We start from the raw sequence: 23,952 nt of genomic DNA, 5'->3' as shown, positions 1-23,952 counted from the left end.
CCCTATGTGTAACATAGTATCCAAAAAACGTAGTAAGTCCTTTATTTAAGGGGTATCATTCACTTTTTGGATATTAGTCGTGCGACATCAGAAGTTGGCCCTCGGAAAAACGAAGGAGGTGATTGTCGTTAATGTTTAAAGAGAAGAGAGAAGAAATATTGGGGAGTCATCTCCCTTTAATTAAAAGTTCGATGAACTTCACCTAATAATTAATTGAGATCGCATATAACACAGTATAATTTGATGAAAGTTCGAGTAGATGCTTATCCTTCATTCCTTATGAGGGCCGCCCGCAGGGCTACTTCCAATTGAAGTTTAAGTAGTAGTATAAAAAGAAGCAAAAAGGCTTGAGTAATAAGTGTCTTTATTTACTTAACTGATCGATAAGAAGTTAAAAATAAGATCTGAGTTTTCAATAAGCTATTTGAACAAAATAAAATCTACAAATCTTTTAATGAGAATTGATTTACAGATGGTTTATAAGCTTATTAATTTTGAAATAATAGAACTATTTATGCTAATTGTATTCTTCTTCTATTTTCTCTTTGTTGTCAGCACTATTTAAAACTTTAGTAATTTGGGTTTCTATTAAGTCTCGGAGTTTACCGGAAAAACTCAGCTCTGAAGAATCAAGACCCAAATCAAGAAATTCTTGATTTTCAACTTTAATAAGATAATCTATGAAATCTCGAACTCGATCTATCCGCAGTTTTATTCTTGACATAAAATCTCTATCATAATAGCATCTCAATTCCTTGCCTGCTGATTTTACAAATCCATTGTATAGACTTTCATCAAAGACTCCTGAATCTAAGCTTATGAGATCTATATAAGCAAAATTAAAAGCCAAATATTCATAAATGTAATTTCCTAATGCCGTTATTTTTATTTGATTGACTTCTTCCGAAAACTTTTCTAATCTGTTATTTGCTTCAATTAGTCCCTTTTCTAAATATAAGTCCAAATGAGCAATGCAATCGTCTTTCGAGTCATATCTTATATCAAAATTATGAATAACGAATTTAACGTCTATAAATCCATTTGAACCTTTATCCCCGGCTTTATTATGAAGATAATTCATAATTCTCAAACCTGTAAAATGTGAACTATCTGTATCATTTCTAAGTTGATAAAGATTAGGTATTTTACTATTTCGCTCATCATAAAAAAAACGACTTGGAATCATCATTGGTTTTATTACTTGATGTACCTGAAACACCCAATCCGGATGGGGTGCCATCTCATTAATATTAGTGTAACCAGATGTTAAAAAACCTTTAAAAAATTCTAAAGCCTGTCTAACGTCACCATGAGTTGCATACCTTAAGAAGTAACTTAACGGTGAAGTCTTTCGGGTAAGTTGATTTCTACAGATGTTTAGGAAAGCCACTAAAGTATTTAGTTCTCTTGTATCCTTTATTCCAAATTCTGAATCAATGTCAACTGTATAACTAAGTTTCTCAAGTATATAATCTATTCTCTTTATTATAACTTCAGTAATTACTGGTGAAGAAAGATGAAATCCCGGACTTTGATAAGCATCTAAAACACCTCGTGAATTTGCTTCAGCATAACGCTCTTCACGCATAGAAACTATTGCCAGGCAACTTAATTTATCAGAAATTTCACCAGCTGTTAAAAAGCATACATCTTGTAAATCTGGCGGTAATTGATCCATATTATCTATGAAAATTACTAATGCTTTATTTTTATCCTTCCATTTTAAACTAATTTTCTCACAAAGGAGTTTCGTATCCTTGAGATTTGCCGAAACAAAGTCTCTAATCAATCTCTGATAATCACCATCAGTTTCTTGAAGGTCGGCTAGAATTTGCTTTTTAAAAATTTGAAACTCTTTGCTAAATAGTTCCAAAATTTCGTCACGTGATCCATTTCTAAGATTACCTGTGTCAATGCTTTCTAAAAGCTTTTGCCATATTTCATCACTAAGCTGTTCTTTCGTTTGCGCCGAATATAAAAGTGTAATTAGGCCCACTTGCGAATGCATTGTAATTTCTATTGGTTGTGTATGGTAGAGGAATCTTTTGATAAATGTTGACTTGCCTGCGCCCCTACCTCCAAATAAGATCATCACATTATTAAGCTTTTCCTTTTTGATTATTTCAGCTATCCGATATCCGAATGCCCCACCAGTTTTATCATCAGTAAAATCTCTAAATCCTAGATTTTTAAAATAGGGTGTTAGAGAATCATGTAAAAAACCTTGCATATCCTTTTGAAGCGAGTCATGCAGTCCTTTATTTGTAACGTAGCAACTCTCCATAAAACTTTTATCAGATTCGGATATTGGTCCTAAAAATTTTAAAGAGATTGTTTTTAATGTCCCCGCATAATTATTACTGTTAACTGGAGTATTATACGCTGTAATATTATTTTTAGGGTAAAAGATTTCAGAGTATGTTTTCTTTGTTACTCCAACATTAGCGTTCAAGGAGTCACAGGAAATTACAGCTTCATATCCTAGTAAGTTCAGGGCTGTCGTATAGTTTTTTTCGAAGTAAGTTAAATCCTTTATTATGTAAGCGGGTAATTTTTTCCAAGGTTTAAGATTTGAATGGATACGAAAAATAATCCAGACCTTTCCATTACAAATAGCTGCGTAATTACATAACAAGTCTTCCGCATATTCTTTTACTTGTAAAATCGCATCCTTAATATTTACATCTGTTAATAGTTTTTCTATAATTATTTTTTGATGTAATTCTTTGTTGTTCGCACTTTTAGGCAATTCAAAATAAACCCCATTTTTTTTACTCTCTATAATTAGTAAAGGCCTTTCATTTTTATCTTTTAAAACATAATCTGCACGATTTCCGTTAATATATTTCTCTGTTGTTATAGTTGTTTTTGGCCATTTTAAGATGTCGACCAGTAAAGTGTCGATAATTTGAAATCTAGTATCTGCCTCATTTAGGCTAACATTTTTAATATCTTCATTAAGCTTTGTTAAAATATCTATTTCTGTCATAATAAGTATTTCTATCTTCCTTTTTTATCTGTATTAAATTTTACCAATGGAGCTAAAAACAGGCAAAGAACTATTCTGAAGACCACTAAATTTTTTAAAAATTAAATTTTCTCGTCCAATAAGTAAATAAGCAGGAGTTTTTAGCTATGCAAAATAGCAATTTTACTTGAATTTAATTTTCTCCGTAGTAGTAATTACGAAAATAGGAATTAACAAAAATATATGTCATTCGCTTAATATCATATATCCGAAAATTGGAATGCGAACTTTTTTAGGAGAAGCTATTATAATTTGGATATGGTTTGATTTAATTATGTAACTATCCTATATGAAGGACAGTGAAACTGGTCGCAAACTGCTAGTTGTAAGCTGATTTCAAATTTGATAGAAATAGATGCACATGACTCTCTAGATATCAATATGAATTTTAAACTAGACTTCCAGTTAATATTAATTAACAATATTGAAGTTTTCAGGCGTTTACAACCTATTGCTTGTACTTTGAATCTAAGAAATCATAGATAGTCCAGTTTATTTTGCTCACCTCGCTAGCGAATTGAGGGTCAGATGTGCAAAAGGAAACATGTAGTGTGATTTGCACTATGTTGCAAACACAAGACGCAGTCGCAGTCTGAACCGATCGCTAGGTGAGCACATAAAGAAGGAGAGCTGGATCAGTTAAAGTTTATTGAGGGAAGCGATTTTAAGTATGACTGAGAGAGAAGCTATCACGTAATCGGGACTTTGAAGAAATCATTTAGCATGACAGATATTGATTTAAAGTAAGTGAATCCAGGATAAACTTATCCTAGATGAACGAAGCATATCTGGCATATTAAATGAACTTCATAGGAGCGGTGTAGTACCTATTTTCCTGAGTCTTGCTTTGTCCAAAACTCACAGGCATGTTGATAGTTCGAATTGACAGCAGTGACCTCTTAAGGTAAGCACAAGACGTTATTCGACCACCTAATAAAGACTAAAACTCCCCTTTCTTCTTGTAAGCACCAAAGGAGAGAGGGGAGTAATTTAGGATGCATTATACACCAAACTGGTAAACTTTACCATTTATAGGAATGTTAAGTATCAGGCCATCCGCTTTTTGATATTTGATATTTACGTATCCAATGATTCTAGTGCTTGGGAAAACAGTATTTATTTTAAGGTAGCCTTGAGTTATAGATTTTCGGATATTATACTGCTGATTTCCATATTGATTTATATTATTTGTAGCGTTTTGATTAGCTGCGTATTGAGCTGAGCCATTATAGGATTGCGTTGCAGAAGCACCTATCGCGGCACCCCCTGAATTATTTACAGCTACTGCTGTGCTAGAAGATGCAGAGTATCCTGCCTGGTTGGCGGCTTGAGTTTGTGCGAATGCGTTAAATGCTGCGCTCCAAGCTTGACGTCTGTTAACTTTCTTAATATAGTAGTCATAGGTCAGTATTTGAACTTCTTCAACTTGTCCCTTGTTGCTAAGAACGGCACTGAAATCTTTTGGATCTAAATTAAACTCCTTGTCTGTTCCGTTCTCAATAGTGATGTATGCAGCGTAGTAATTTCCATAAGCATTTTCTGAGGTAAACTTAACGGCTACAGAAATGCCATCGAAGAAGTAATATTGAATTGGTACCCCATCCTCGTACATCGTTTTACGTTCTGTAATAGGCACTATTTTTTTTCCTGAGGTTGCAAGTTTCATTGGTAGCCTAGTTAAATATGAATATTTTATAGCTTCACCCTTATCATAAACGACATAATGATCTTTAGATGGATTACCATGATTGTATTCCTCTTCTGTTCGCTTGATTCCCTTATCATCATAAGCGGTCAGTATCCCATGTGGTTTTCCTTCCTGATCATAGTTGTTATCTCTTAAAAGTACTCCCTTCTCGTTGTATATTTTTTGATTATTCTTCCAAAGACTTTTTGAATCATCTAATTTATCAATGTAAATCGCTTCGCCCTTTCCTTGAATTTTCCCTGACTTAAAATAATCTTCTACAATTCCGACTGGACGATCTTCCGCGTCAAAACTTACGATTCTATAGTAGAATGCTTTTTTTTTCTCATCAAGGCCTTTCCCGTTTTGATCATAGTACAATTTAATCTGTTCTTGCGCGTGTAAGCTTGCCATTGAGACCAACAACATGAAGCATGTTGCTAAGGTTAATTTAGTTTTCATAATTTTTTATTTCTTTAAAGGTAAGATATAACTTGCTTAAAATATGTTATTGAGATTAGCAATTTAATGTAAGGTGTTCCTGCTCAGTTTAATGTGATAGGTAAGTTCTGTTAAGTATTCACGCAGTCATACTGATGGGCATGGGAAATCTTTCCTATCTACTAAAAGCGAGCTTGCCCATTATCAATTCAACGATTGATATTGTGTGGAATTTACAAACAACTTTCCATCGATGAATTCGAAATTTCTTCCGATCTTTTTATAAGTGAGTTGTAAATCATAAAGTTTGTCTTCTAAGTAACTGTTGCCTTCTAAATCATAAGCGACTCTTTTAACATAAAAATGAAACTTTATGCTGCAATCAACATTAGACTCGTCCGGTGAATATTGATCATCTACGAACGAGAGATTTAAACTCTTTAATTTTGCTAATGCTTTGTCTCTAGATCCTTCGAAATTGCAATCTACTTTCTTTAGAGGCTGCACTGTTTGGATCGGAGGAGTGTATTGAGGACTAGCAACCTCCGCTACTGGCATTACAGTTTCAACAATTCTGGCTTTGTTAAGATAACTAATAGCCCCCCCTAAAAGCCCAACCAAGACTATTCCGATACCAATGTATTGAAGAATCGTACTAGTAAAAGAGTCGCCTTCAGGTTTTGATGAATTTCTTGAGGTATTATCTATTCGACTTGTATTTGTTATGGACTTACTTTCCAATTCTGGTGAGCTACTCGAGGGTTTATGTGATTCTACACTTTTGCTTTTAAAAGAGTCGTCTTCAGATTCTACTGAGCTAATAGACGGTTTATGATCTCCTATGCCTGGAATAGAAAAAAGACAGTTATCATGATAAATATATTTGTGCTTACAGTAATAACACTCTCTTGTTTGGCACATTGTACCGTTAACAATTTCACGTCCTTTATTGTATTCGATATCATTATCCTTTTTGCATTGTTCACATTGATAGATTTGAGATTTGAGCTGAATCATATGTTAATTTAGGTACCAATCAGTCCAAATTGGTTTTTATTAAACACAATAAGCGCAGGACTAGAAGCCAAATCTGAAACCGGAGAGCCCTGAGAAGCTCAATGCAACAGACAGACTAAAGCCCTACGCTTATAGCGCATGGGCATTAGGTCTATACTGTTCTTGTTGCATTTTTGAAAAGTTCTCAGGTTTTCCGATTACAAGAAAGATAGCTAACGCTTATATTTTAAAAATTTGTTTCTATTCTATATCACTCTTTGTTTGGAGTAAATATAGTTCGCTTTCTGATAAAAGCAATCTCAGATACTAACTTTTCGTAAGATGATCCTCGAGAAATATTGACACAAAATCGGTTTCACCTTCAACTATTCTTTTATAAAAGAAGTTATGAATATCCATAGGCATATAATTAACCCTCATTGAGTATTCAATATCATTTCCATTAGTAATCTGAAAAGCACTTCTCAATAATAGATTTGTTAACCCACTTCCAAATTTCACTAACCCACTTTCATCTATCGAAATGAAGATATAAGACTTTCCTTCCTTGCTGTTAGAGAGAGTAATATTCCAGAAGAAACTAATGAACTCCCTCACAAGATTAGTGTTTTGCGGATCTTTAAAATGCTCCACAGACAGATGTGTTCGGTACTTAGCGAGTTCAAATTTCTTTAATAAGTCACTTGCTGCTTTAGTAATTTCTGTGTAAGCCTTTTCTACGGCGTCATTGGTTTGTTGAATTTCAGTGTTAACTAAAACGAGTTTAGTCTTTACTTTTTCTGTTGCTTTTGTTTTCATTTTGATTAATTTATGAGTGAATAATCGTTGATTTACAGGTTAATAAAGCCAAAAAAGCCACATTTTTTAGGTGTGGCTATGTTTTTATAGGATTCTAAAAAGGGGCGGTTTATAGCTCAGGCTATAGTCTTATAAGTAATTGATTTAATAAGCTAATAACCTAAGGAATTTGAAGAGACTTGATTTATAGCTCTGGAGAACTCACCGCTTGTAAAAATGTCACACGAGAATTTCACTGGAAGTTGCCCCTAATAAAAAGTAAGGGAGACAATCACTTTTCCCAGATCATAGTGAGGGGTTTGGGTTCCCTAGTGGGGGTGGGTTTAAAACACACTTGTAAATTTTTTTACTATAATTTTTTTTCGATGTCAACTCTTCTTTTCATAGGGCCGACTGCAAAAAAAAAGCACTGAGATTATCAGTGCTTAGAATCCAAAATTTTGAATCCCCCCTTAAAATAAGGTACTAGTAGTAATTTTGGATTAGGTTACCTGTTTTAGACTGTTTTGACCCCTATAAAACAAGAGTATTCTTTTAAATTTCAAGGATTAATTAAGCGGTTAGTTTTCTCATTAAAATTGTGTGTTTATCCTGGTTCCATTTCTCCATTGGAGTGATCCGTCCCAACAGCCCATGTAGCCTTTCATTGTTGTAGAACAGCACATATCTTTTCAGTATCTGCTCGATTTCTCCAAAGGTTCTGTAGTCCACTCTTTCAAACAGTTCTTTTTTCAGTATGCCATGATAAGCCTCGATATGAGCATTTTCCTCCGGTGTGGCCACATGTGTGAACTCTTGTTCGACTCCAATCATCCCAAGATACCCACGGACACTTTTAGCGATGAACTGGCTTCCGTTGTCACTTCTTATCACAACACTTTCCGGGTGCTGGTAATCTGAAAACATACTGGAGAGAAAGGCAATTATTTTTGTTTGCTTGATGCTAAAAGAAAAATAATCTTTCAGTATCCTTCGTGTGTGCACATCTATTATAGAAAGCAGATACGCGTTCTTGCCGGCGTTCGGGATCCAGACCATCTTTATGTCCATCTCCAGACATTGGAAAGGTCTGCAGGTCACTACTTTCCTGAATTTCACAAACTTGCGTCCCGAGCCACTTCTGCTTATACGGTTTTCCAGCTTCAGCAGACCCTCTTCCCGCATGATCCTGTAAAGCTTCTTATGATTGATCTCATAGCCGTCTTTCTGTAAGTAGGCGGTCATCAGACGGTATCCACAGTCTATAAATTCATGGCTCAGAAAAGCCTTTACGGAATCAGCCACACCTTTTTGACTGAGCCATCCCTTCGTTCGGTTGTAAGTGAACTCACTGGGCCTGTTGCCCTTTATTCCCAAACTGGGTGTACGTTAATAACTGCTGTGAACCATCCCTACCATGCTGATTATCTTCGATTTGCTGATCCTGTAACGTTGATGAACCCTGTCCACTAGATCTTTCTTGGATCGGATGTCCCAAACTTTTTTTTTAGGAGCTCACGCTGGACTTCCAGTTCGATCTCCTTGTTGCTCAAAAGCTTGCGCAGTATCCTGTTCTCTTCCTCAGCTTGCTTCAGCTCTTTGCTACGGTCATCGTATGTGACCTTCAGGCCTGCTTCGCCTTTAGTCTCATGCTTCTTTTTCCAACTGTAAAAAGTGCCGGTGCTGACACTGTATTTACGGCAAGCCTCCACAATTCCCAATTCCTCTGATTTAGCAAGGATTTCCAGCTTGTCTGCCAGACTCCATTTCTTGTACTTCATGTTTCAAATGTATTATTTGAAATTTAAAATAACACTCCGAACTTATTGGGGGCTAAAATACCCCATAAGATTTAATCCAGCTATTGAATCCCTAAAAATCTCTCCAAATTCAAAATCTGGGTATTTCCCACTTTCGACTGCATCAATTATTAATTGACCCATCCATTTAGATATGACTTGATCTGTAATGAAGTAATTCTTATTGCTAGGTCTGTTTGCTGTTCCTGAATTCTCCTTTATTCCAATTTGTATGGAGTGGTTACTCTCCGCCTGTTTAATTGCAAGAAGGAAGTTGGAGACTTCAATAGCTGTATTAATGCCATCATAGGTTTCTCTGTCCCAATGAAGAGCTTCATTTAAATTTTCATCTCCCACAAATATTACAACTAACAACTCGTCTTTTAATTCGCTTAATCCGTGCTTAGTAAAGACTGCTTCGAGTTTTTTCTGATATCTATCTCCATCTTCTTGATCAAAAACAGGTTCAACTGTCACATAACCTGCCTCTAGCGCTCGTTTCATTTGAAATGGATTTAGATAATTAGCGATTTTCTCTAAGTCTGGTTTCAGTTTTATCTTGGCAATGGATGACATAGTGTTAAGGTTGTTAGTTTGGAATTGAGTTATTTCCCTTTGCTTCTTTTCAAAGGGCTATCTTGCAAATGCAATATCCAAAATATTTGTTAATCTCTTAACTTAAGGGGACTTCTTGAGTTTTGGATATTGGCAGGGTGAATTATTCTCCACCCCGCCAAACAAATTAAGTCTGCAGACATTGAAGCACTTGAGTATTAAGATTGTCTATGACAGATTGATCAAATTCGTCCAAATATATGTTAGTGATCTTATTTCCATATTCATGGCCCAATGCTTCTGCGATCATCTCATTAGCATAGCCTAATCTCTTGGCTGTCGTTGCCCAAGTATGTCTAGAAACATATGTTGTTATTCGTTCAATATTTAAATCTTCAGACATTCTAGCCAAGTACTTATTAGTCGTTTTGATAAATTGCTTGATTAATTTTTTTGCTTCTAGTGAATCCTCGGCAAGTGTGTTTGGAAGTATGGGAAACAAGTAACGATTGTTCTGGCGTGCATAGATATCAAGGATACTTTTGGCTAACGGATGTATTCTTATGTTGTATTCTTTATGTGTTTTTCTTCTGCGATAAGTCAAACTGCCATTCTTCACATTCGTCGGTTTCAAGTAAGCCAGGTCGGTGAAGGACATACCTATTGTTGCTAAACTAAATAGGAAATAGTTTTTACTATGAAAGGACTGGCTGTTATAAGGAGTATCGAGCTCCTTTAATCTAGAAATATCTTTTATGAGGGCTGCTCTTTTGGATGTCTTTTCAGACTTAACTGTTATATCCAAGAACGGATAATGACTTCTTTCGATTAGTTTAGCTTTAATAGCTTTGTTATAGATGGCCCTAATAGTCCGTAAATAATTGCTTATTGTGTTTGTTTTCGCTCCGGACAACTTCAAACACTGATCAAAGCTCTCTAAGAAACTGTAATCAATTTCCACCAGTTTCACATTTTTATTACCTGCAAATGCTATCAGTCTATTAGCGGCGGTTTGGTAAACAAGTGCATTCCCATTTCTGTTCAATGCCTTTAGATTTTTAATAAGTTCATATGAGAATTCATTAAAGGTTGGTATTTTCACTTCTGGCCTAGGTTTAGATTGACTATCGAAGGCTTCTCGTAAGTTTTTGAAAGAGAAATTGTTGTTATCCTGGAGTGTTAGAATGAGCTTCTGTAAACCTAAAAAAAATGTATTTATTTGAAGATTTAGCTCGTGACAATTTGGGACATCGGTTTTGATGGTTCTTGAGTTACTGTCCCATTGATTGGGCCTTATTCTCACACCAGTATTATAACTTGTGTTTGTTTTGTTGCAAGTTATTACAACCACGATTGGATAGACCTCACTTGAAGTTGGTCTTTTGTCATTTAAAATTAGCTTGTAGTAAATCATAATTTTTTGATTATGATCTTCAACTGTACTATCTATGTACTATCTCAACGCTCAAATCCACTATTTTCGCGTCAGTTTTAATTCCCCCCAAACGCAAAAAAGCCTCTCAATTTGCATTGAAAGGCTTTTCTTTGGTGGGAGATACTGGGTTCGAACCAGTGACCCCCTGCTTGTAAGGCAGGTGCTCTGAACCAGCTGAGCTAATCTCCCTTTGGTTCTCCTTTTAACAATTTCGCTTTTTTAAAAGGCTTCTTCGTTGTTGGGAGTGCAAATATACACCCTTAACTCATTTTTGCAAGAGTTTTTTTAACTTTTTTAAGAAAGGACTTCCTGCAATACTTCATGTGATCGGATGTCACCAAACGACGCCGTATGTAAGGTATAGTAAATCAATATTTTATCCAGTATAGAGCGTCTAGTTTGATTGTCTAATTTTATCAAAAAAATATTTTCAAAAGGGGTGTTGAATAGGGAGATAAATAGGGCTGCGTCTTCCCGATTTAGATAATTCCGGTGGGCAGGTGCTGAAGTTCTAAATTCACCCTCCTGTAAATCAAAAAAGCTGTGGTCACTTTTGGTTTGCATACTCGGTGCAAATCCCAGGAATCTCGAAAGCTTCAATAAAAATGCCAGGTGAAAGTTGACGTTAACATCCCTGCACTCATCAAACCAGCTTATGGCACTGAAGATAAAGTCGAAAAGGTTTTCATCTGCCATCTGCTGCCGTATACTCTTGTACAGCACTTCATTTAGAAAGATGGTTACCGTGCTTTTGATAATGTCGTAAGGGATGCTGCTAAAGACTGGGGAGGGGCGAAGCTCGGAAACCCGCTGGATACCATGAGCCTGCTTGTGGTAAACAACCATATCCACCAGGTGGAGCGGTTGCAACATGTTCATGCTGATTTTTGCCCTGGGTTTCTTTACGCCGTTGATCAGGTAAGACTGGATTCCAAACCGCTCTGTAAAGATTTGTACCACAACACTACTTTCACCGTATAGTGTGGTCTTCAAAACTATTCCCCTGGTTTTATGCAGCATTTACAACTTCGGGATAAAAATTATGAATCCCATTATTGCCGCCAGTATTGCAGCTATTAGTACTGCTGCGGAGGCTATGTCTTTAACTATTTTCGCTTTTGGGTGTATCTCCGGGGAAACCAGATCCACCAATACTTCAATTGCGGTGTTGAATAGTTCTGCCATAATCACAATGCCTGATACGGCAATAATCCACAGCCATTCTGATAAGGACAAATGAAAGTGCCAACCTGCAAACGCTACGATGATTAAAGCAGCCATATGAAACCTGAAGTTCGCCTCAAATTTAAAAGCATATGCAATTCCTTCAAATGAATAACCAAAGCTTTTTAGGAATCTCCGCATCCTGCAAAGTACGGGATGCTGAGCTAAAAATCCAATTGTTTATTCATTAACCCTTACCTTTGTGCCAATTAATTGCCATGGCCGAGGAAAAGACAATATTGCACCCTAGAAATAAACACCGCTTTAGTTACGATTTTGTCGCACTGATCAAAAGTCTTCCTGCCCTCAAGCAATATGTAGCGGTTAATAAATATGGCAATGACTCTATTGATTTCTCCGATCCCGCTGCGGTTAAAACGTTAAATAGTGCGTTGCTTGCTAACTTCTACAATGTTCGTTATTGGGATATTCCAGAAGGTTATCTTTGTCCGCCAATCCCGGGCCGTGCAGATTATATCCATTATCTCGCTGATCTCTTGGAAGAGGAAGAAAATGTGTCAAAAGGTAAAATCGTAAAGGTTTTGGATATTGGAACCGGAGCTAATTGTGTTTATCCCATCATTGGTCATCAGGAATATGGCTGGACTTTCGTCGGAACAGACATTGACCCAATAGCTGTAAAAGCAGCCAAGGGAATTGTTGCAGCTAATGCTGATCTGGGTCCGTACGTTGATATCCGTCTTCAGCCAAATAAGAATCACATCTTCCAAGGCGTGGTTAAACCTGGCGATTCATTCAGTATCGCGATGTGCAACCCACCTTTTCATGCTTCAGCTGAGGAGGCAAACGCCGGAACTAAAAGAAAGCTACACAATCTAGGAAAGCATAAGGGGAAGGAAAATACTTTGAATTTCGGCGGACAAGCCGCTGAACTCTGGACGGAGGGTGGTGAACTAACCTTCATCAGGAAGATGATTGAAGAAAGTAAAGCTGTTGCCAGTCAGTGTAAATGGTTTAGCAGCTTGGTTTCCAAAAGCGCTAATCTTCCATTTATTTATGCTGCGCTAAATAGGGCACAAGTGACCTGCTTTAAAACTATAGATATGGCGCAGGGACAAAAGATTAGTCGCTTTGTAGTCTGGACTTTTAGCTAGTCAATCAACAGCGTCTCGTCATCATCCGTAAGGCTCAATTGAATGCTGTCTGTTCCGGCAATACCCTCAATAGATCCGCGGATGTGTGCTGCGTTTAACATCACTTTTTCCAGTTGCTTCTCTCTCGCTTTCCACATCTTTTCCATGGCATCACGTTCTCTTTGAATGGAGAGTTTCATGCTCATAAAGCCTTCTCGAATGGCTTTCCATTGCTCCGAAAATTCATTGCTGGTCAGGTAATCGTAAAGCATGTGCATCTTTTCGCCCCGGTTCTCCTGTGTTTTTGCAGCGCTGAATAGTTTTACGATTCCATCTCTCAAGATATAGGAAACGGCTTTTACTTCGTCAAATGAGCAGATCCATACGCCGTCTTTTTCTCCAAAGCAGTCCATACCTTTTGGATAACATTGCGTTACAATTACCGCAACATCAACACCAGTGCTGCGCATGTCTTTCTTTAGCTTTTCAATCCACTCCGTGGAGAAGTCTTTAGTTCGCTTGCTCTCATAAATGATCTTACCGCATTCCTGACCGAACTGGTTTCGTACATGGTGCACACAATCTGCGCCCCTAACGCCTTTACCGACTTCTGTTATCAGGTCGAACGGGAAAGAATTTCTTAACAATTCTTCGAGAATGAGTTCCTGCACTTCGCCCTGTAATTGCATAGAGCCCTGCTCGGCTTTGCGCTTCATTTCTTCAGCGAGTTTCTTTTGATCGTCAAGTTGTTTCTCCAACTCTTTTACCCTCAACTGGTGCTCTGTATCTTTAATGTTGTTCTTCTCTGCTTCCTGTTTGCGGATCTGATCTGCCATCTCTCCTCGCTGTTCTTGAAGTTTTCGCTGGATTTCTAATTCCATCTCCGCTTCTTTTGCTTTCATCGCTTCTTCCTTTTTGAGGAAATCAAGCTCTTTCGAACGGGCAAGCTTCAACTTTTCTTCACTTTCTTTCTTGGCACTTTCCGCCATCTGAAGTTGGTTTTCAAAGTCTGACGATATACTTTTACGCAGGTTTTCTTCCAGTACACGTTGCAATTGCTTCTTTTCTTCTTCTAATTTCTGCTCAAACTGTTGTGCTGTTTTCTGTTTTTGGTCCTCGAATAGCTTGGCTTGTTGTTGTTTTTGCTGTTCGTACAATTGTTCCTGTTGCTGCTGCTTCTGGGTAAAATCCGCAGCTTTCTTATTGAACTCTTCTTCTTTTTTTCTGGTGAAGCTTTGCATTTGCTCACGCAGGTCTTTCTTGTATTCTTCAGCCATTACCTCTTCCATCGGAAAGGAATGTGCACAATTAGGACACTTAATTTCTGTTGACATATGTTTAAAAGTTAATAGAAGAGTGCTGAGTTTAGCAGCTAACAAAAATACGATTATCTGGAGACATATAAACTCTCTGCAAATTTCATGGAGACATTTCTTGGTGCAGCATCGGCAATGCTGATGTTCATGGAACCATCAAAATCAATGACTTCTACTATGCCTAACTTGGTGCCAATTGTAATGTTTAATTTCTCCAGGTATTGAAGAAAGGGTGTAGCTGTGTCTTTTACAGCGGTAACGTGACAACTATCGTCCACTTTCATTTCTGATAGCAGGGTTTTAGGTACCTCCGGCATTTCGCCTTTTGCATTTGGGATAGGATCACCATGAGGATCAAACCGAGGGAAGTCAAGGAACTGTTCCAGCTTATCTACTAGTTTCGTAGATTGAATGTGCTCCAACTGTTCTGCTACCTCATGAACTTCATCCCAGCTAAAGTCAAGCTTTTCATAAAGAAAAGTTTCCCATAATCGGTGCTTCCGTAATATTTCAATCCCGTGGTGCTTTCCGGTTTTGGTGAGCAATATTTTCCCGTACTTCTGGTAGCTTACAAAATCCTTTTCCTTCAACTTTTTGAGCATGTCGGTAGCAGTTGCCGGCTTCACGCCAAGGTAAGCTGCCATTTCATTCGTTCCTGCTTCTTGCTTCTCCGCGTTTTGCGAAGTGAGTTTCAGCAGTGCTTTCAAATAGTTCTCTTCTGTAAAGGATAGCATACCTGCAAACATAAATAATTTGGAAGAGAACTAAGAAGAATATATATATCTAATATTATTTGTTAGATTAACCTAACAATATTAGTTTTGTGCTGTTATGATTAAAATTAGAAATATGAAAACATGGTTTACTTTCTTGTTAATGTTGTTATTGAGTTTAAGTTTTGCGCAAAAGGGATTTAGTCAGACGGGATCAATTAAGGGAAAGATTATATCCGAAGGTGAAGCGTTGTCTTCGATGAATATTTCTGTTATCGGGAATGAGCGCATCGCAAAATCTGATAGTGCTGGCAATTATAGTTTTCTTAATATTCCTGTTGGGGAATATCGAATACAGGTGACTGGAGTAGGCTTTAAGAAGATGGATAAATCAATAAGGGTGCTAAATGACGAACAGACAGTTCTTAACTTCGATCTGAGTAATTTCCAAACGAGTTTAGAGGAAGTGGTTGTAACTGGAACCTTGAAGGCTGTGAACAGGTTAGAATCTCCTGTTCCGGTAGAGGTTTATACGCCGGGTTACTTTAGGATGAACCCAACGCCTAGTATCTTCGACGCGCTGCAGAACGTGAATGGGGTGAGGCCACAGTTGAACTGCAATATTTGCAATACGGGCGACATACATATTAATGGTTTGGAGGGGCCATATACTATGATCCTGATTGATGGAATGCCAATAGTTAGCAGTTTATCAACAGTTTATGGTCTTTCTGGTATTCCCAATTCCTTGGTGGAGCAAATCGAGATCGTAAAGGGACCTGCATCATCTTTGTATGGGAGCGAGGCAGTTGGCGGTTTGATCAACATCATCACAAAGAAGCCGCAGAATGCCCCTAAGTTTTCTGCAGACTTTTTTAGTACGTCTTATCTGGAGCACAATGCCGATCTTGGCTTTAAGTTTAATGCAGGGAATAGGGCAACTGTTCTGACCGGATTAAACTATTTCAATTATTCAAATCCGGTAGATCATAACCACGATAACTTTACGGATGTGACCTTGCAAGACCGGATTTCAGTGTTTCAGAAATGGGAATTTAAACGAAAGGAAGACAGGAAGTTTAGCCTGGGCGCGCGTTACCTATATGAAGATAGGTGGGGTGGCGAAATGCAATGGAATAAGTCTTACCGTGGTGGAGACCAAGTATATGGTGAAAGCATTTATACGCGTCGTTATGAATTGATTGGTAATTATCAATTGCCGGTTAAAGAGAAAATATTCTTAGGTTTTTCGTTAAATAAGCACAATCAGGACAGCCGTTATGGAACTACCTCGTATATCGCTGAGCAGCAGATCGGATTTGGACAAGTTACCTGGGATAAGACAACTGGAAACCACGATTTATTATTTGGTGCCGCTTTGCGATACACGTTTTACGACGATAACACCCCGGCAACTACCGGATTAAACCAGGCAATAGCAAAGAAAACATGGCTACCTGGGTTATTTGTTCAGGATGAAATTACGGTAAACAAGCAGCATAAATTATTGATCGGTTTTAGGTATGATTATAATTCTGTGCATGGAAATATATTAACGCCTCGGGCAGCATACAAATGGAGTATCAATGAGAATAATATCCTACGACTTAATGCTGGAACAGGATTTAGGGTGGTTAACATTTTTACGGAGGATCATGCTGCGTTAACCGGAGCAAGATCGGTAGAGATACCCAACAAGTTAAAACCGGAAAAGACTTATAACGTAAATTTGAACTACCTGAAAAAGATTTATACAGAAAATGGGAATTTCATAGGGATAGAGTCCTCTGCATTTTACACCTACTTTAATAACAGAATTATCGGAAACTTTGATGCCGATCCCAATAAGATAATTTATGACAACCTAAATGGCTATGCAGTTAGTAAGGGATTTAGTACAAATGTAGATGTTACTTTTAATAGCGGACTGAAGCTGATTTTAGGGGCAACTTATCAGGATGTTGCTACGGTGGAAGACGGGATAAAGACCCAGCAGATCCTTACGGAGAAAGTGTCTGGTAATTGGGCTGTTTCATACAAAATCCGTCCGTTGAAACTTTCGATTGATTATACTGGTAATATTTATAGTCCAATGCGCCTGCCTTTGTTAAGCGCAACCGATCCAAGGAAAGAATTTTCGCCTATTTGGAGTATCCAGAACATCCAGTTTACGTATGCTGGTCTTGACAGGTTTGAGCTCTATGGAGGGGTAAAGAACTTATTGAACTGGACACCAAATAAGGGGAACCCTTTCATTATTGCCAGGGCAAATGACCCATTTGATAAAAATGTGCAATTGGACGGCGGCGGAAAAGTTATAGTTTCTCCAGATAACCCCTACGGACTAACTTTTGACCCTAGTTATGTGTACGGACCCAACCAAGGAATCAGGGGATTTTTTGGCATTAGATTTACAATTAAATAAATCCAATAGTTTAACTTTATGGCATGATTTACCAATCTACTTATCAGGCAGCCCGACTAATTGCGGAAAAAGTTGAATCAATTTTTGCCGCACATTTGAGCGCTGCCCAGGAAAGTGGAGAGGATGATTTGGCTCCTTTACCAACGGCTCGAGTGGTAGAATCTATTTTAGATGCTACATTCTGGGCTAGCCTTCGTAAGGAGGAAGGGCATTCGCCTAAGATTTCGTTGGCCTTTTTGCCTCCAAAACAAGCAGGTAATCCTTTAATCTTTAAGCAAAAACTTCCTTTAACACCTGGCATGCTTACAAAGCTTGCGCCGGGGATTGAGCGGGCAGGTATACACCTCGGCATCTGGATTGAGGAGGATGAACTTTATATTTGGGGAACCACAGTTAGTATCCCTAATTTTTGTTTTGTAGTTGACGTTTCTGAGCCTGCTTTGCTGGTGATAAAACACCGTCGCATCTATGGCTTTGGGAAGTTTACTAATATTGCTGTCCTTAAAGGTGATCAAGTAAAGATGGTAGACAGCCAGTCTACCAGTCTACCAGATTGTCCACCAATGTTGTTATCCTTACTGGATCTTACTGCTCCTTCCTATTGGAATGATTCTGTCAATGTTCTGATTCAACTTGCGGTATCAATGAGGGCGCATGGTAGAGGTGGAACCTTACTTGTTGTGCCTGGGGAGAGTGGTAATTGGCTCCAGTCGATTATTAAGCCGATTCAGTATTACGTTCAGCCTTCGTTTAACGGACTGTCTAAGCTGTTACAACAAGAAAGAAAGGAAGCCAGCCAGATCTTTTGGCAAACTGCTTTAAAGCGGGAGGTAGAGCATCTTGCAGGCCTGACTGCGGTGGATGGGGCAACTATAATTAGTGATAAATATGAGTTATTAGCCTTCGGTGCAAAGATCGGGCGCGCTAAGGGGAAAGATAATATTGATGAGATTTCATTTTCAGAGCCTATTGAAGGGGGCAATGCTGTCGTAGTTCATCCCGCAAAAGTGGGTGGAACAAGGCATTTGTCTGCCGCACAGTTTGTCCATGATCAGAAAGATGTTACCGCATTAGTTGCCTCTCAGGATGGTCACTTTACAATTTATGGTTGGTCTGAATTACAGAACAGAGTACAAGCACATAGGATAGATACGTTATTGCTATAATTATCCAAAAACGAACGCTCCCACAATCACCATCGCGAATAGTGCGATAACAACTATACGGTCGGCCATGATCCACTGATTGCGGCTTAATGCTTTCGTTGCTGTTTCTTCTTTTTGCCTTGCAAATGCTTGAAAAATTGTTGGTGATTTAATAAACATAGGTAGATGTATTAGATTTGCTTACACTAGTACAAAGCGCAAGCCAAATAACTTTTCCTCCCTTAAAATGTTAATAACTTTTCCTTGCAATTGTCGTTTTCCATTAATCTTACCTGTTTCTTACAAATAGTCGCTGATTAGTAATGCTTTACTTCCATTTTATTAGATCACTGTATTCTTTTGTGGACTAGATGTAAGCACTCTTTCAGCCGTCTACTGTTTTCCTAATAAAAATTATTAATTTGATTATTAGATAGTTATAATTTAATATAGTACTATGTATTGCATATTACTATATTAAACATATATCTTTGTATTACTATGATAGCAGAAAATACACAAACGCAAATGCGGAAGGGCATACTGGAGTATTGTGTTCTCCTGATCATATCAAAGGGCGAGATTTACGCTTCAGATATTATCGCAGAACTAAAGTCGGCCAAGCTGTTGGTAGTGGAAGGTACGCTGTACCCTTTACTTACCAGATTAAAGAATAACGGACTCCTTAGTTACAATTGGGTGGAATCTACTTCCGGTCCCCCCCGTAAATACTACGTGCTTACAGAAGGTGGGAAAGCTATTCTTAACCAGTTAGACAATACCTGGAATGAGCTGTCCAGTGCCATTGAAACTGCGAAGCATGTCGCCGACAAACCATCTAATAACTCTATTAACCTCAACAAGTAATGAAAAAAACATTCAACATTAATATTGGCAACACCATCATACACATTGAAGAGGATGCCTATGAAATCTTAACCGTTTATTTAAATGACGTTAAGTTCCATTTTGCAAAAAGCGCGGATAATTTCGAGATCGTTACAGATATCGAAAACCGAATTGCCGAGATGTTTACAGACATTCTACAGTCACAACAAAAGCAAGTTATTGACATTTTAGATGTGCATTCTGTAACACAACGAATGGGATCTGTAGCCGATTTTGAGAGCGAGGAAGCAGATGGTGATCAGCAAGATTCGGCCGGTCATTCTTACGGTCAGGTGAAGAAGCTGTATCGGGATACTGACCAGGCAATAGTAGCAGGTGTTTGTGCTGGCCTGGCACATTACCTGGATATGGAGGATAGGTGGATCAGGCTAGTTGCTATCCTTACAGTGATGTTAGGTGGCTCTGGCATTCTCGCTTATATCGTTCTTTGGATCATGATTCCGAAAGCAGAAACTAAGTCTGAGAAAATGGCCATGCGCGGAGAGGAAGTAAATCTTCGGGGTTTTGCGAATAGCTACCTGCATCCCTTCGTGATGAAATCGCGTGGTTTCTTGGCAGAAGCATTTGATCTTTTAGGTAGGTTCGTTAACGGTACTGGAGGCATCATACTTAAGATTGGTGCAATATTTATTATTACCATTGGATCGTTTATGCTTATCAGCCTCCTGGTAACTGTGGTTGCTTTTGTTGGCATCTGGGATTCGGAGGTTACGCATATGTTTCCATTTAGTATGGTAAATGAAGAATACCTGAACATTTTAACCCTTGGAGCGTTCTTGACTATCGCGATTCCTTTGTTAGCCCTCCTATTATTCACGGTAAGGGTTGCCTTTACCAACAGACCTGTGAATAAAACATTTTCATTGGTGCTGCTGATCTTTTGGTTGACGGGTGTAGGTATTACGATATTTCATGTGGCAAAGATTTCATCCGAATTCAAGGAGAGTGCAGAATTCGCGCAGTTTTCTGAGCTGAAACCTTATGGAGAATATACCTTGCAAATTGACAGGACAAGATTTTTTACTAAGGAGGACAGTCTTCAATACCATATTGATCCGAGCAATTATAAGGGGAGAAAAATCCTGTCGGCCAGTTATAATGACTTTGATATGCCTAGAAGTGTAGCGCTTAGTATTGAGAAAAGCGATAATGGAAAGATATCTATGAGTCAGAATTTCAGCGCTAAAGGTTTAACATTTGAAGAGGCACTGAAGAATGCCCAAAACATACATTATAGTTTTGTGCAACAAGATTCCATGCTCACTTTTAACCCTGCTTTACATCTTAAAAGGAATACAAACTGGCGCGATCAGGAAGTTAAGATGGTGCTGAGAGTACCGGTAGGTACAAAACTGAAAATTAACAAGGAGTTTAGCAGTTACCTACGCTTATACGGATATTGGGACTGCGACCACGAGGAGAGTAATAATTACACAGAACTAATGATGACGGCTGATGGAGTAAAATGTCAGCATGAGCATGTGCAAGAACTTAATGAGGAATAAAGAATTGGTAAAGTAGCGATTGGTTGCAATCGCTACTTTACTGTATAACGGTAAACTGACCGGGCGACATTACCCAATTTATCAATACCCTCAACTACGACGCGGTAAGTTCCATTGCCATCACCATTATAATACTCCAAGGACAATGGCTCTGTAGTTGCTGCGGTGGTTGCCAATTTAGAATTCCAGTATATTGTACTACGAAGATCATTAAAGTTATAGGTGTTTGCCGCATTCACATATTTTGGTGAATAAAACTCACGTTGCTTACTGAAACCTTTCGGTTTAAATTTAAGCAAGTTTGCCTTAGGCATCATGCTTTTTAGCTCTTGCAAACTGATTTTTGTCCCCTTAGGCTTGGCCTTCATGTTGATAATTACTAAGCCATTCGTATTATATAACCTGTTTATGGTGCCAAGTTCATCTCTAGGGAAAACCTCCACGCTCTCAATGTCCTCTGCACTTACTGAAAGCAAACTGAAGTAATCAATAGGAGTGGCATCAAGGAAGATTTGCACAGGCACTTTTTTGCCTTGCTGATAATCCCTGCTCACGTAGAAATTGTTTTCGAAGTAAGTTAGTCCGACTGCCATTCCTTGTAAGCAGATAGCGACGGAATTACATCCTTTAAATCGGTCACCCTCAATGGTATTTCCGGTGATGTTACTCAATCCTATAAAAGCACTGTGGTCTGAGTGACTTGGGCGTTTAACTTTTGCTCCTTCAATTTTAACCTCTTTCAATGTGGTAAGATAGTTGTATTGTTTTTTGCTATTCGCCAGGTAGGGGGCTAGTGCACTGTCAATGTTCGTGATTTCATCAGGGCCATGGATATTCTTGGTTATCGGAGCAGTAGGCTGACCATCTAACAGGATCATGAGACTAGAGCCACCTGCACTATACTTTGCATTAATGATTACTTCTGCCGAATCTGGGATGTTGAGGTTATTAAATACAAAAAGTCCTGAAGGATTTGTTACCGCATCCGCTCCGAATTTCGTTTCTGCGATCGTCATTCTTAACGCACCTTTTTTTACCGGCATTCCTGTACGATCTCTCAAGGTACCTGTAACTCTTAACCCTTGTTCTGGTAATAAAGTAGATGGTGGGAACTTTGTAGCCATCACATCTTTATAATTAAACCTTCTAAACCCCTGGGTAAGCAACAGCACATCAAGGTCTGCCGCCTTCTTTTCATCCGGTTTATTGAAATAATAGTTAGGCTTTTCAACATAGCCCTTTAGTTCAGACGTAAGTAATACCGAGCTTAGGATCGTTCGTTCAGAATCTTCATCAACCGGAACTTTTTGTTCATCAGTAACAGAAACAGAGTAATTTCCATCTGCGAATGTGGTGCCGTTTTTACCTGCAACCGAAAGCTTAACCTTTTGACGCGGCTTATAGGCTGCAAGGTCTGTTTTTACAGATATAGTCAAGGCATTGTTCTGCGGAATAAACGAAAGACGCTCGCTGATTGGCTCCCCAAGATTGTCAAATAAAGTGATCTGCGCTATTCCTGTCGGCAATTCTTTCTTAGGTACTTTGGCGAGGACCAACTGTGTTTTAAGACTTGTTTTTGCCGCATAGGTAATGACTCCGTTGTTTGTTACCACAATGAACATACGTTTGTCCTTGTTGGCATTAAAATAGGTTTCATTGGCAACAATTTTTACGGAGAGTTCTGTCGGTTCAGTATTGGCAACCTGAATTGCAACTCCGGAAGGTAATGATTTAGGAAGATCATAGCTTTTCACTATACCATCTTTAAAGGAAATGGTTGCCTTGTACGTTTTGCCTTTTTCAGAATTAAGATAGAAAGACCCCATGCCTAAATGCGATGAGGTAAAAGTAGTCATGCTGTTTCCCTGATTGTCGGTTACAGTTCCTTTAAGATCTGCACCCAAGCCAGTACTATTTAATGCTTTAAAACCGATTCGGGTGGCAATACCAGAGATGAGCTCCCCGCCCTCAGGGAAAAATTGAAAGTCGTAGTCGCTCTGAGATGGTTGTATCTTAAAGCGTGATGGAGCCATATCGTCCAGACCTAGTGTTATTTCGGTAAGCAGCTCCCCGTTTGTTATCGGTTCATTTTTCTTCGCATCGATCTTTACCTTCAGAAAGCCGTTTTGATCAGTCGTTCCTTTTCCTTTGTTGATGATGTCAAAGTTGGAAAGGACTTTCCAGGTAACGGCCTTACTAGCCTGCACCACACCATCTTTATTCTTAAATTGAACAAGCGCATCTATCGTCTGGTTCTTTTCTGTTTGTGTTGTTTTATAACTAAACTGGGTAATCAACTGCTTGTTTACCGCTTCTCCGATTGGTATCGTTTTGTTGAAGAAATAGTCTTCTGCATCATTCATCATCCAAAGCGTATATGCTTTGATGTAGTAATTTCCTTGCTGATAGTTGCCGGGTACGATAGGTACGTTTCCTGATGCTACACTATTGACGACAGGTAATTTAATGCTTTGAACGAGTGAATCTCTGGAATTGATGACATCTACATATACAATTTTACTCAGCAAAGAAGGCATGTTTGTTTCCATAGTAAGGTAGGCCTTAAACCAAATGGTATCACCTACGCTATAGTACGGTTTGTCAAAATGGACGTAAACCTTTTCCGAAGGATGCTGATCGGAGAGTTTTTTGGACTGGCCAATTATTTTTTCAAGTACGATACTGTCCTGCTGTTGGGCTTGGGCATTCAAATTTAATGCAGTAGTGAGTAGAAAAAGTGTTATAACGAAGTTAAAGAATCTCATTGATTGACTGTAAGCTGTAAAGATGCTAATATATTCATTTAAGAACTGAATCGCTCACAAGCCCAATATCTTTAACATTTTTTGACAGTTTGGGTAGGGGAGCGGAAAGCGCAATTG

20 protein-coding genes and 1 tRNA gene are annotated in these 23,952 nt (G+C 38.4%); 6 read left to right on the top strand and 15 right to left on the bottom strand.

All coding sequences use genetic code 11. From position 1 onward, the window contains the following. Positions 1-517: 517 nt before the first annotated feature. The 5 genes from ACHFIZ_RS09100 to ACHFIZ_RS09080 all read right to left on the bottom strand — a co-directional run bounded on the left by ACHFIZ_RS09100 (position 518) and on the right by ACHFIZ_RS09080 (position 8,255). A complete protein-coding gene (locus tag ACHFIZ_RS09100) occupies positions 518-2,989 on the bottom strand; it encodes a hypothetical protein (RefSeq protein ID WP_410885015.1) in 2,472 nt (823 codons plus the stop codon). A 1,039-nt stretch (positions 2,990-4,028) separates the two neighbouring features. Continuing rightward, the gene (locus tag ACHFIZ_RS09095; RefSeq protein ID WP_410885013.1) at positions 4,029-5,177 is read right to left on the bottom strand and encodes a hypothetical protein; all 1,149 of its coding nucleotides are present in this window, start codon (positions 5,175-5,177) and stop codon (positions 4,029-4,031) included. Positions 5,178-5,360: 183 nt separating this feature from the next. After that, positions 5,361-6,173 carry a hypothetical protein gene (locus tag ACHFIZ_RS09090; RefSeq protein ID WP_410885011.1) on the bottom strand — a complete coding sequence of 271 codons (813 nt, stop codon included), beginning with the start codon at positions 6,171-6,173 and terminating at the stop codon, positions 5,361-5,363. 306 nt (positions 6,174-6,479) lie between these two features. Continuing rightward, a complete protein-coding gene (locus ACHFIZ_RS09085; protein ID WP_410885009.1) occupies positions 6,480-6,971 on the bottom strand; it encodes a hypothetical protein in 492 nt (163 codons plus the stop codon). Positions 6,972-7,523: 552 nt separating this feature from the next. After that, positions 7,524-8,255, bottom strand: coding sequence for an IS3 family transposase (locus ACHFIZ_RS09080; RefSeq protein WP_410885044.1), 732 nt, complete (start codon positions 8,253-8,255; stop codon positions 7,524-7,526). On the opposite strand from ACHFIZ_RS09080, the gene ACHFIZ_RS09075 reads away from it, so the two are divergent. Then, positions 8,223-8,423, top strand: coding sequence for a hypothetical protein (locus ACHFIZ_RS09075; protein ID WP_410885046.1), 201 nt, complete (start codon positions 8,223-8,225; stop codon positions 8,421-8,423). The two genes, ACHFIZ_RS09080 and ACHFIZ_RS09075, sit on opposite strands and share 33 nt — an antisense overlap. Here the strand turns inward: ACHFIZ_RS09075 and ACHFIZ_RS09070 are convergent. The 6 genes from ACHFIZ_RS09070 to ACHFIZ_RS09045 all read right to left on the bottom strand — a co-directional run bounded on the left by ACHFIZ_RS09070 (position 8,420) and on the right by ACHFIZ_RS09045 (position 12,104). Further along, the gene (locus ACHFIZ_RS09070; RefSeq protein ID WP_410885007.1) at positions 8,420-8,731 is read right to left on the bottom strand and encodes a transposase; all 312 of its coding nucleotides are present in this window, start codon (positions 8,729-8,731) and stop codon (positions 8,420-8,422) included. The genes ACHFIZ_RS09075 and ACHFIZ_RS09070 overlap by 4 nt on opposite strands. 42 nt (positions 8,732-8,773) lie before the next feature. Continuing rightward, positions 8,774-9,325, bottom strand: a complete 552-nt coding sequence (locus ACHFIZ_RS09065; protein WP_410885005.1) for a hypothetical protein — start codon at positions 9,323-9,325, stop codon at positions 8,774-8,776. A gap of 166 nt (positions 9,326-9,491) precedes the next feature. Next, positions 9,492-10,718, bottom strand: a complete 1,227-nt coding sequence (locus ACHFIZ_RS09060) for a phage integrase SAM-like domain-containing protein (protein ID WP_410885003.1) — start codon at positions 10,716-10,718, stop codon at positions 9,492-9,494. Between the two features lie 132 nt (positions 10,719-10,850). Next, positions 10,851-10,928, bottom strand: a tRNA-Val gene (locus ACHFIZ_RS09055). Positions 10,929-11,033: 105 nt separating this feature from the next. Continuing rightward, positions 11,034-11,759 carry a DNA repair protein RecO gene (gene recO, locus ACHFIZ_RS09050; RefSeq protein ID WP_410885001.1) on the bottom strand — a complete coding sequence of 242 codons (726 nt, stop codon included), beginning with the start codon at positions 11,757-11,759 and terminating at the stop codon, positions 11,034-11,036. Beyond that, positions 11,760-12,104 carry a diacylglycerol kinase gene (locus ACHFIZ_RS09045; protein ID WP_410884999.1) on the bottom strand — a complete coding sequence of 115 codons (345 nt, stop codon included), beginning with the start codon at positions 12,102-12,104 and terminating at the stop codon, positions 11,760-11,762. Positions 12,105-12,181: 77 nt separating this feature from the next. Between ACHFIZ_RS09045 and rlmF the strand changes: the two genes are divergently transcribed. After that, positions 12,182-13,078 (top strand): 23S rRNA (adenine(1618)-N(6))-methyltransferase RlmF, encoded by an 897-nt coding sequence (rlmF, locus tag ACHFIZ_RS09040; RefSeq protein ID WP_410884997.1) that lies wholly within the window; start codon positions 12,182-12,184, stop codon positions 13,076-13,078. Here rlmF and ACHFIZ_RS09035 read toward each other — a convergent pair. After that, entirely contained in the window at positions 13,075-14,334 is a 1,260-nt protein-coding gene (locus ACHFIZ_RS09035; protein WP_410885042.1) for a DUF2130 domain-containing protein, read from the bottom strand. The genes rlmF and ACHFIZ_RS09035 overlap by 4 nt on opposite strands. A 110-nt stretch (positions 14,335-14,444) precedes the next feature. Beyond that, positions 14,445-15,107, bottom strand: coding sequence for a metal-dependent transcriptional regulator (locus tag ACHFIZ_RS09030; protein ID WP_410884995.1), 663 nt, complete (start codon positions 15,105-15,107; stop codon positions 14,445-14,447). Between the two features lie 115 nt (positions 15,108-15,222). On the opposite strand from ACHFIZ_RS09030, the gene ACHFIZ_RS09025 reads away from it, so the two are divergent. Continuing rightward, on the top strand, positions 15,223-17,511 hold the full coding sequence (locus ACHFIZ_RS09025; protein ID WP_410884993.1) for a TonB-dependent receptor: 2,289 nt from the start codon (positions 15,223-15,225) through the stop codon (positions 17,509-17,511). Between the two features lie 23 nt (positions 17,512-17,534). After that, positions 17,535-18,677: a putative sensor domain DACNV-containing protein gene (locus ACHFIZ_RS09020; RefSeq protein WP_410884991.1), complete on the top strand. Its 1,143-nt coding sequence runs from the start codon at positions 17,535-17,537 to the stop codon at positions 18,675-18,677. On the opposite strand, the gene ACHFIZ_RS09015 is transcribed toward ACHFIZ_RS09020, so the two are convergent. Continuing rightward, positions 18,678-18,836, bottom strand: a complete 159-nt coding sequence (locus ACHFIZ_RS09015) for a hypothetical protein (protein ID WP_410884989.1) — start codon at positions 18,834-18,836, stop codon at positions 18,678-18,680. It abuts the gene before it with no gap. A gap of 321 nt (positions 18,837-19,157) precedes the next feature. Between ACHFIZ_RS09015 and ACHFIZ_RS09010 the strand changes: the two genes are divergently transcribed. Together ACHFIZ_RS09010 and ACHFIZ_RS09005 are read left to right on the top strand one after the other, a co-directional pair. Further along, positions 19,158-19,523 (top strand): PadR family transcriptional regulator, encoded by a 366-nt coding sequence (locus tag ACHFIZ_RS09010; protein WP_410884987.1) that lies wholly within the window; start codon positions 19,158-19,160, stop codon positions 19,521-19,523. Further along, positions 19,523-21,070: a PspC domain-containing protein gene (locus ACHFIZ_RS09005; protein ID WP_410884985.1), complete on the top strand. Its 1,548-nt coding sequence runs from the start codon at positions 19,523-19,525 to the stop codon at positions 21,068-21,070. The genes ACHFIZ_RS09010 and ACHFIZ_RS09005 overlap by 1 nt, the downstream gene beginning before the upstream one ends. Positions 21,071-21,102: 32 nt before the next feature. Here the strand turns inward: ACHFIZ_RS09005 and ACHFIZ_RS09000 are convergent, their stop codons facing one another. Further along, complete coding sequence (locus ACHFIZ_RS09000; RefSeq protein ID WP_410884983.1) at positions 21,103-23,835, bottom strand: carboxypeptidase-like regulatory domain-containing protein; 2,733 nt, start codon at positions 23,833-23,835, stop codon at positions 21,103-21,105. Positions 23,836-23,952 lie beyond the last annotated feature (117 nt).

Source organism: Pedobacter sp. JCM 36344 (assembly GCF_046546555.1).
Taxonomy (GTDB): Bacteria; Bacteroidota; Bacteroidia; order Sphingobacteriales; family Sphingobacteriaceae; genus Pedobacter.
Note: the sequence above shows the minus strand (reverse complement) of the source record. Positions and strands in the feature narration are given on the sequence as shown.

What these genes read in the sequence shown, in the direction of transcription:
- ACHFIZ_RS09100 (WP_410885015.1), bottom strand. Translation starts at nt 2,989, where the DNA reads ATGACAGAAATAGATATTTTAACAAAGCTTAATGAAGATATTAAAAAT.
- ACHFIZ_RS09095 (WP_410885013.1), bottom strand. Translation starts at nt 5,177, where the DNA reads ATGAAAACTAAATTAACCTTAGCAACATGCTTCATGTTGTTGGTCTCA.
- ACHFIZ_RS09090 (WP_410885011.1), bottom strand. Translation starts at nt 6,173, where the DNA reads ATGATTCAGCTCAAATCTCAAATCTATCAATGTGAACAATGCAAAAAG.
- ACHFIZ_RS09085 (WP_410885009.1), bottom strand. Translation starts at nt 6,971, where the DNA reads ATGAAAACAAAAGCAACAGAAAAAGTAAAGACTAAACTCGTTTTAGTT.
- ACHFIZ_RS09075 (WP_410885046.1), top strand. Translation starts at nt 8,223, where the DNA reads ATGGCTCAGAAAAGCCTTTACGGAATCAGCCACACCTTTTTGACTGAG.
- ACHFIZ_RS09070 (WP_410885007.1), bottom strand. Translation starts at nt 8,731, where the DNA reads ATGAAGTACAAGAAATGGAGTCTGGCAGACAAGCTGGAAATCCTTGCT.
- ACHFIZ_RS09065 (WP_410885005.1), bottom strand. Translation starts at nt 9,325, where the DNA reads ATGTCATCCATTGCCAAGATAAAACTGAAACCAGACTTAGAGAAAATC.
- ACHFIZ_RS09060 (WP_410885003.1), bottom strand. Translation starts at nt 10,718, where the DNA reads ATGATTTACTACAAGCTAATTTTAAATGACAAAAGACCAACTTCAAGT.
- recO (WP_410885001.1), bottom strand. Translation starts at nt 11,759, where the DNA reads ATGCTGCATAAAACCAGGGGAATAGTTTTGAAGACCACACTATACGGT.
- ACHFIZ_RS09045 (WP_410884999.1), bottom strand. Translation starts at nt 12,104, where the DNA reads ATGCGGAGATTCCTAAAAAGCTTTGGTTATTCATTTGAAGGAATTGCA.
- rlmF (WP_410884997.1), top strand. Translation starts at nt 12,182, where the DNA reads ATGGCCGAGGAAAAGACAATATTGCACCCTAGAAATAAACACCGCTTT.
- ACHFIZ_RS09035 (WP_410885042.1), bottom strand. Translation starts at nt 14,334, where the DNA reads ATGGCTGAAGAATACAAGAAAGACCTGCGTGAGCAAATGCAAAGCTTC.
- ACHFIZ_RS09030 (WP_410884995.1), bottom strand. Translation starts at nt 15,107, where the DNA reads ATGCTATCCTTTACAGAAGAGAACTATTTGAAAGCACTGCTGAAACTC.
- ACHFIZ_RS09025 (WP_410884993.1), top strand. Translation starts at nt 15,223, where the DNA reads ATGAAAACATGGTTTACTTTCTTGTTAATGTTGTTATTGAGTTTAAGT.
- ACHFIZ_RS09020 (WP_410884991.1), top strand. Translation starts at nt 17,535, where the DNA reads ATGATTTACCAATCTACTTATCAGGCAGCCCGACTAATTGCGGAAAAA.
- ACHFIZ_RS09015 (WP_410884989.1), bottom strand. Translation starts at nt 18,836, where the DNA reads ATGTTTATTAAATCACCAACAATTTTTCAAGCATTTGCAAGGCAAAAA.
- ACHFIZ_RS09010 (WP_410884987.1), top strand. Translation starts at nt 19,158, where the DNA reads ATGATAGCAGAAAATACACAAACGCAAATGCGGAAGGGCATACTGGAG.
- ACHFIZ_RS09005 (WP_410884985.1), top strand. Translation starts at nt 19,523, where the DNA reads ATGAAAAAAACATTCAACATTAATATTGGCAACACCATCATACACATT.
- ACHFIZ_RS09000 (WP_410884983.1), bottom strand. Translation starts at nt 23,835, where the DNA reads ATGAGATTCTTTAACTTCGTTATAACACTTTTTCTACTCACTACTGCA.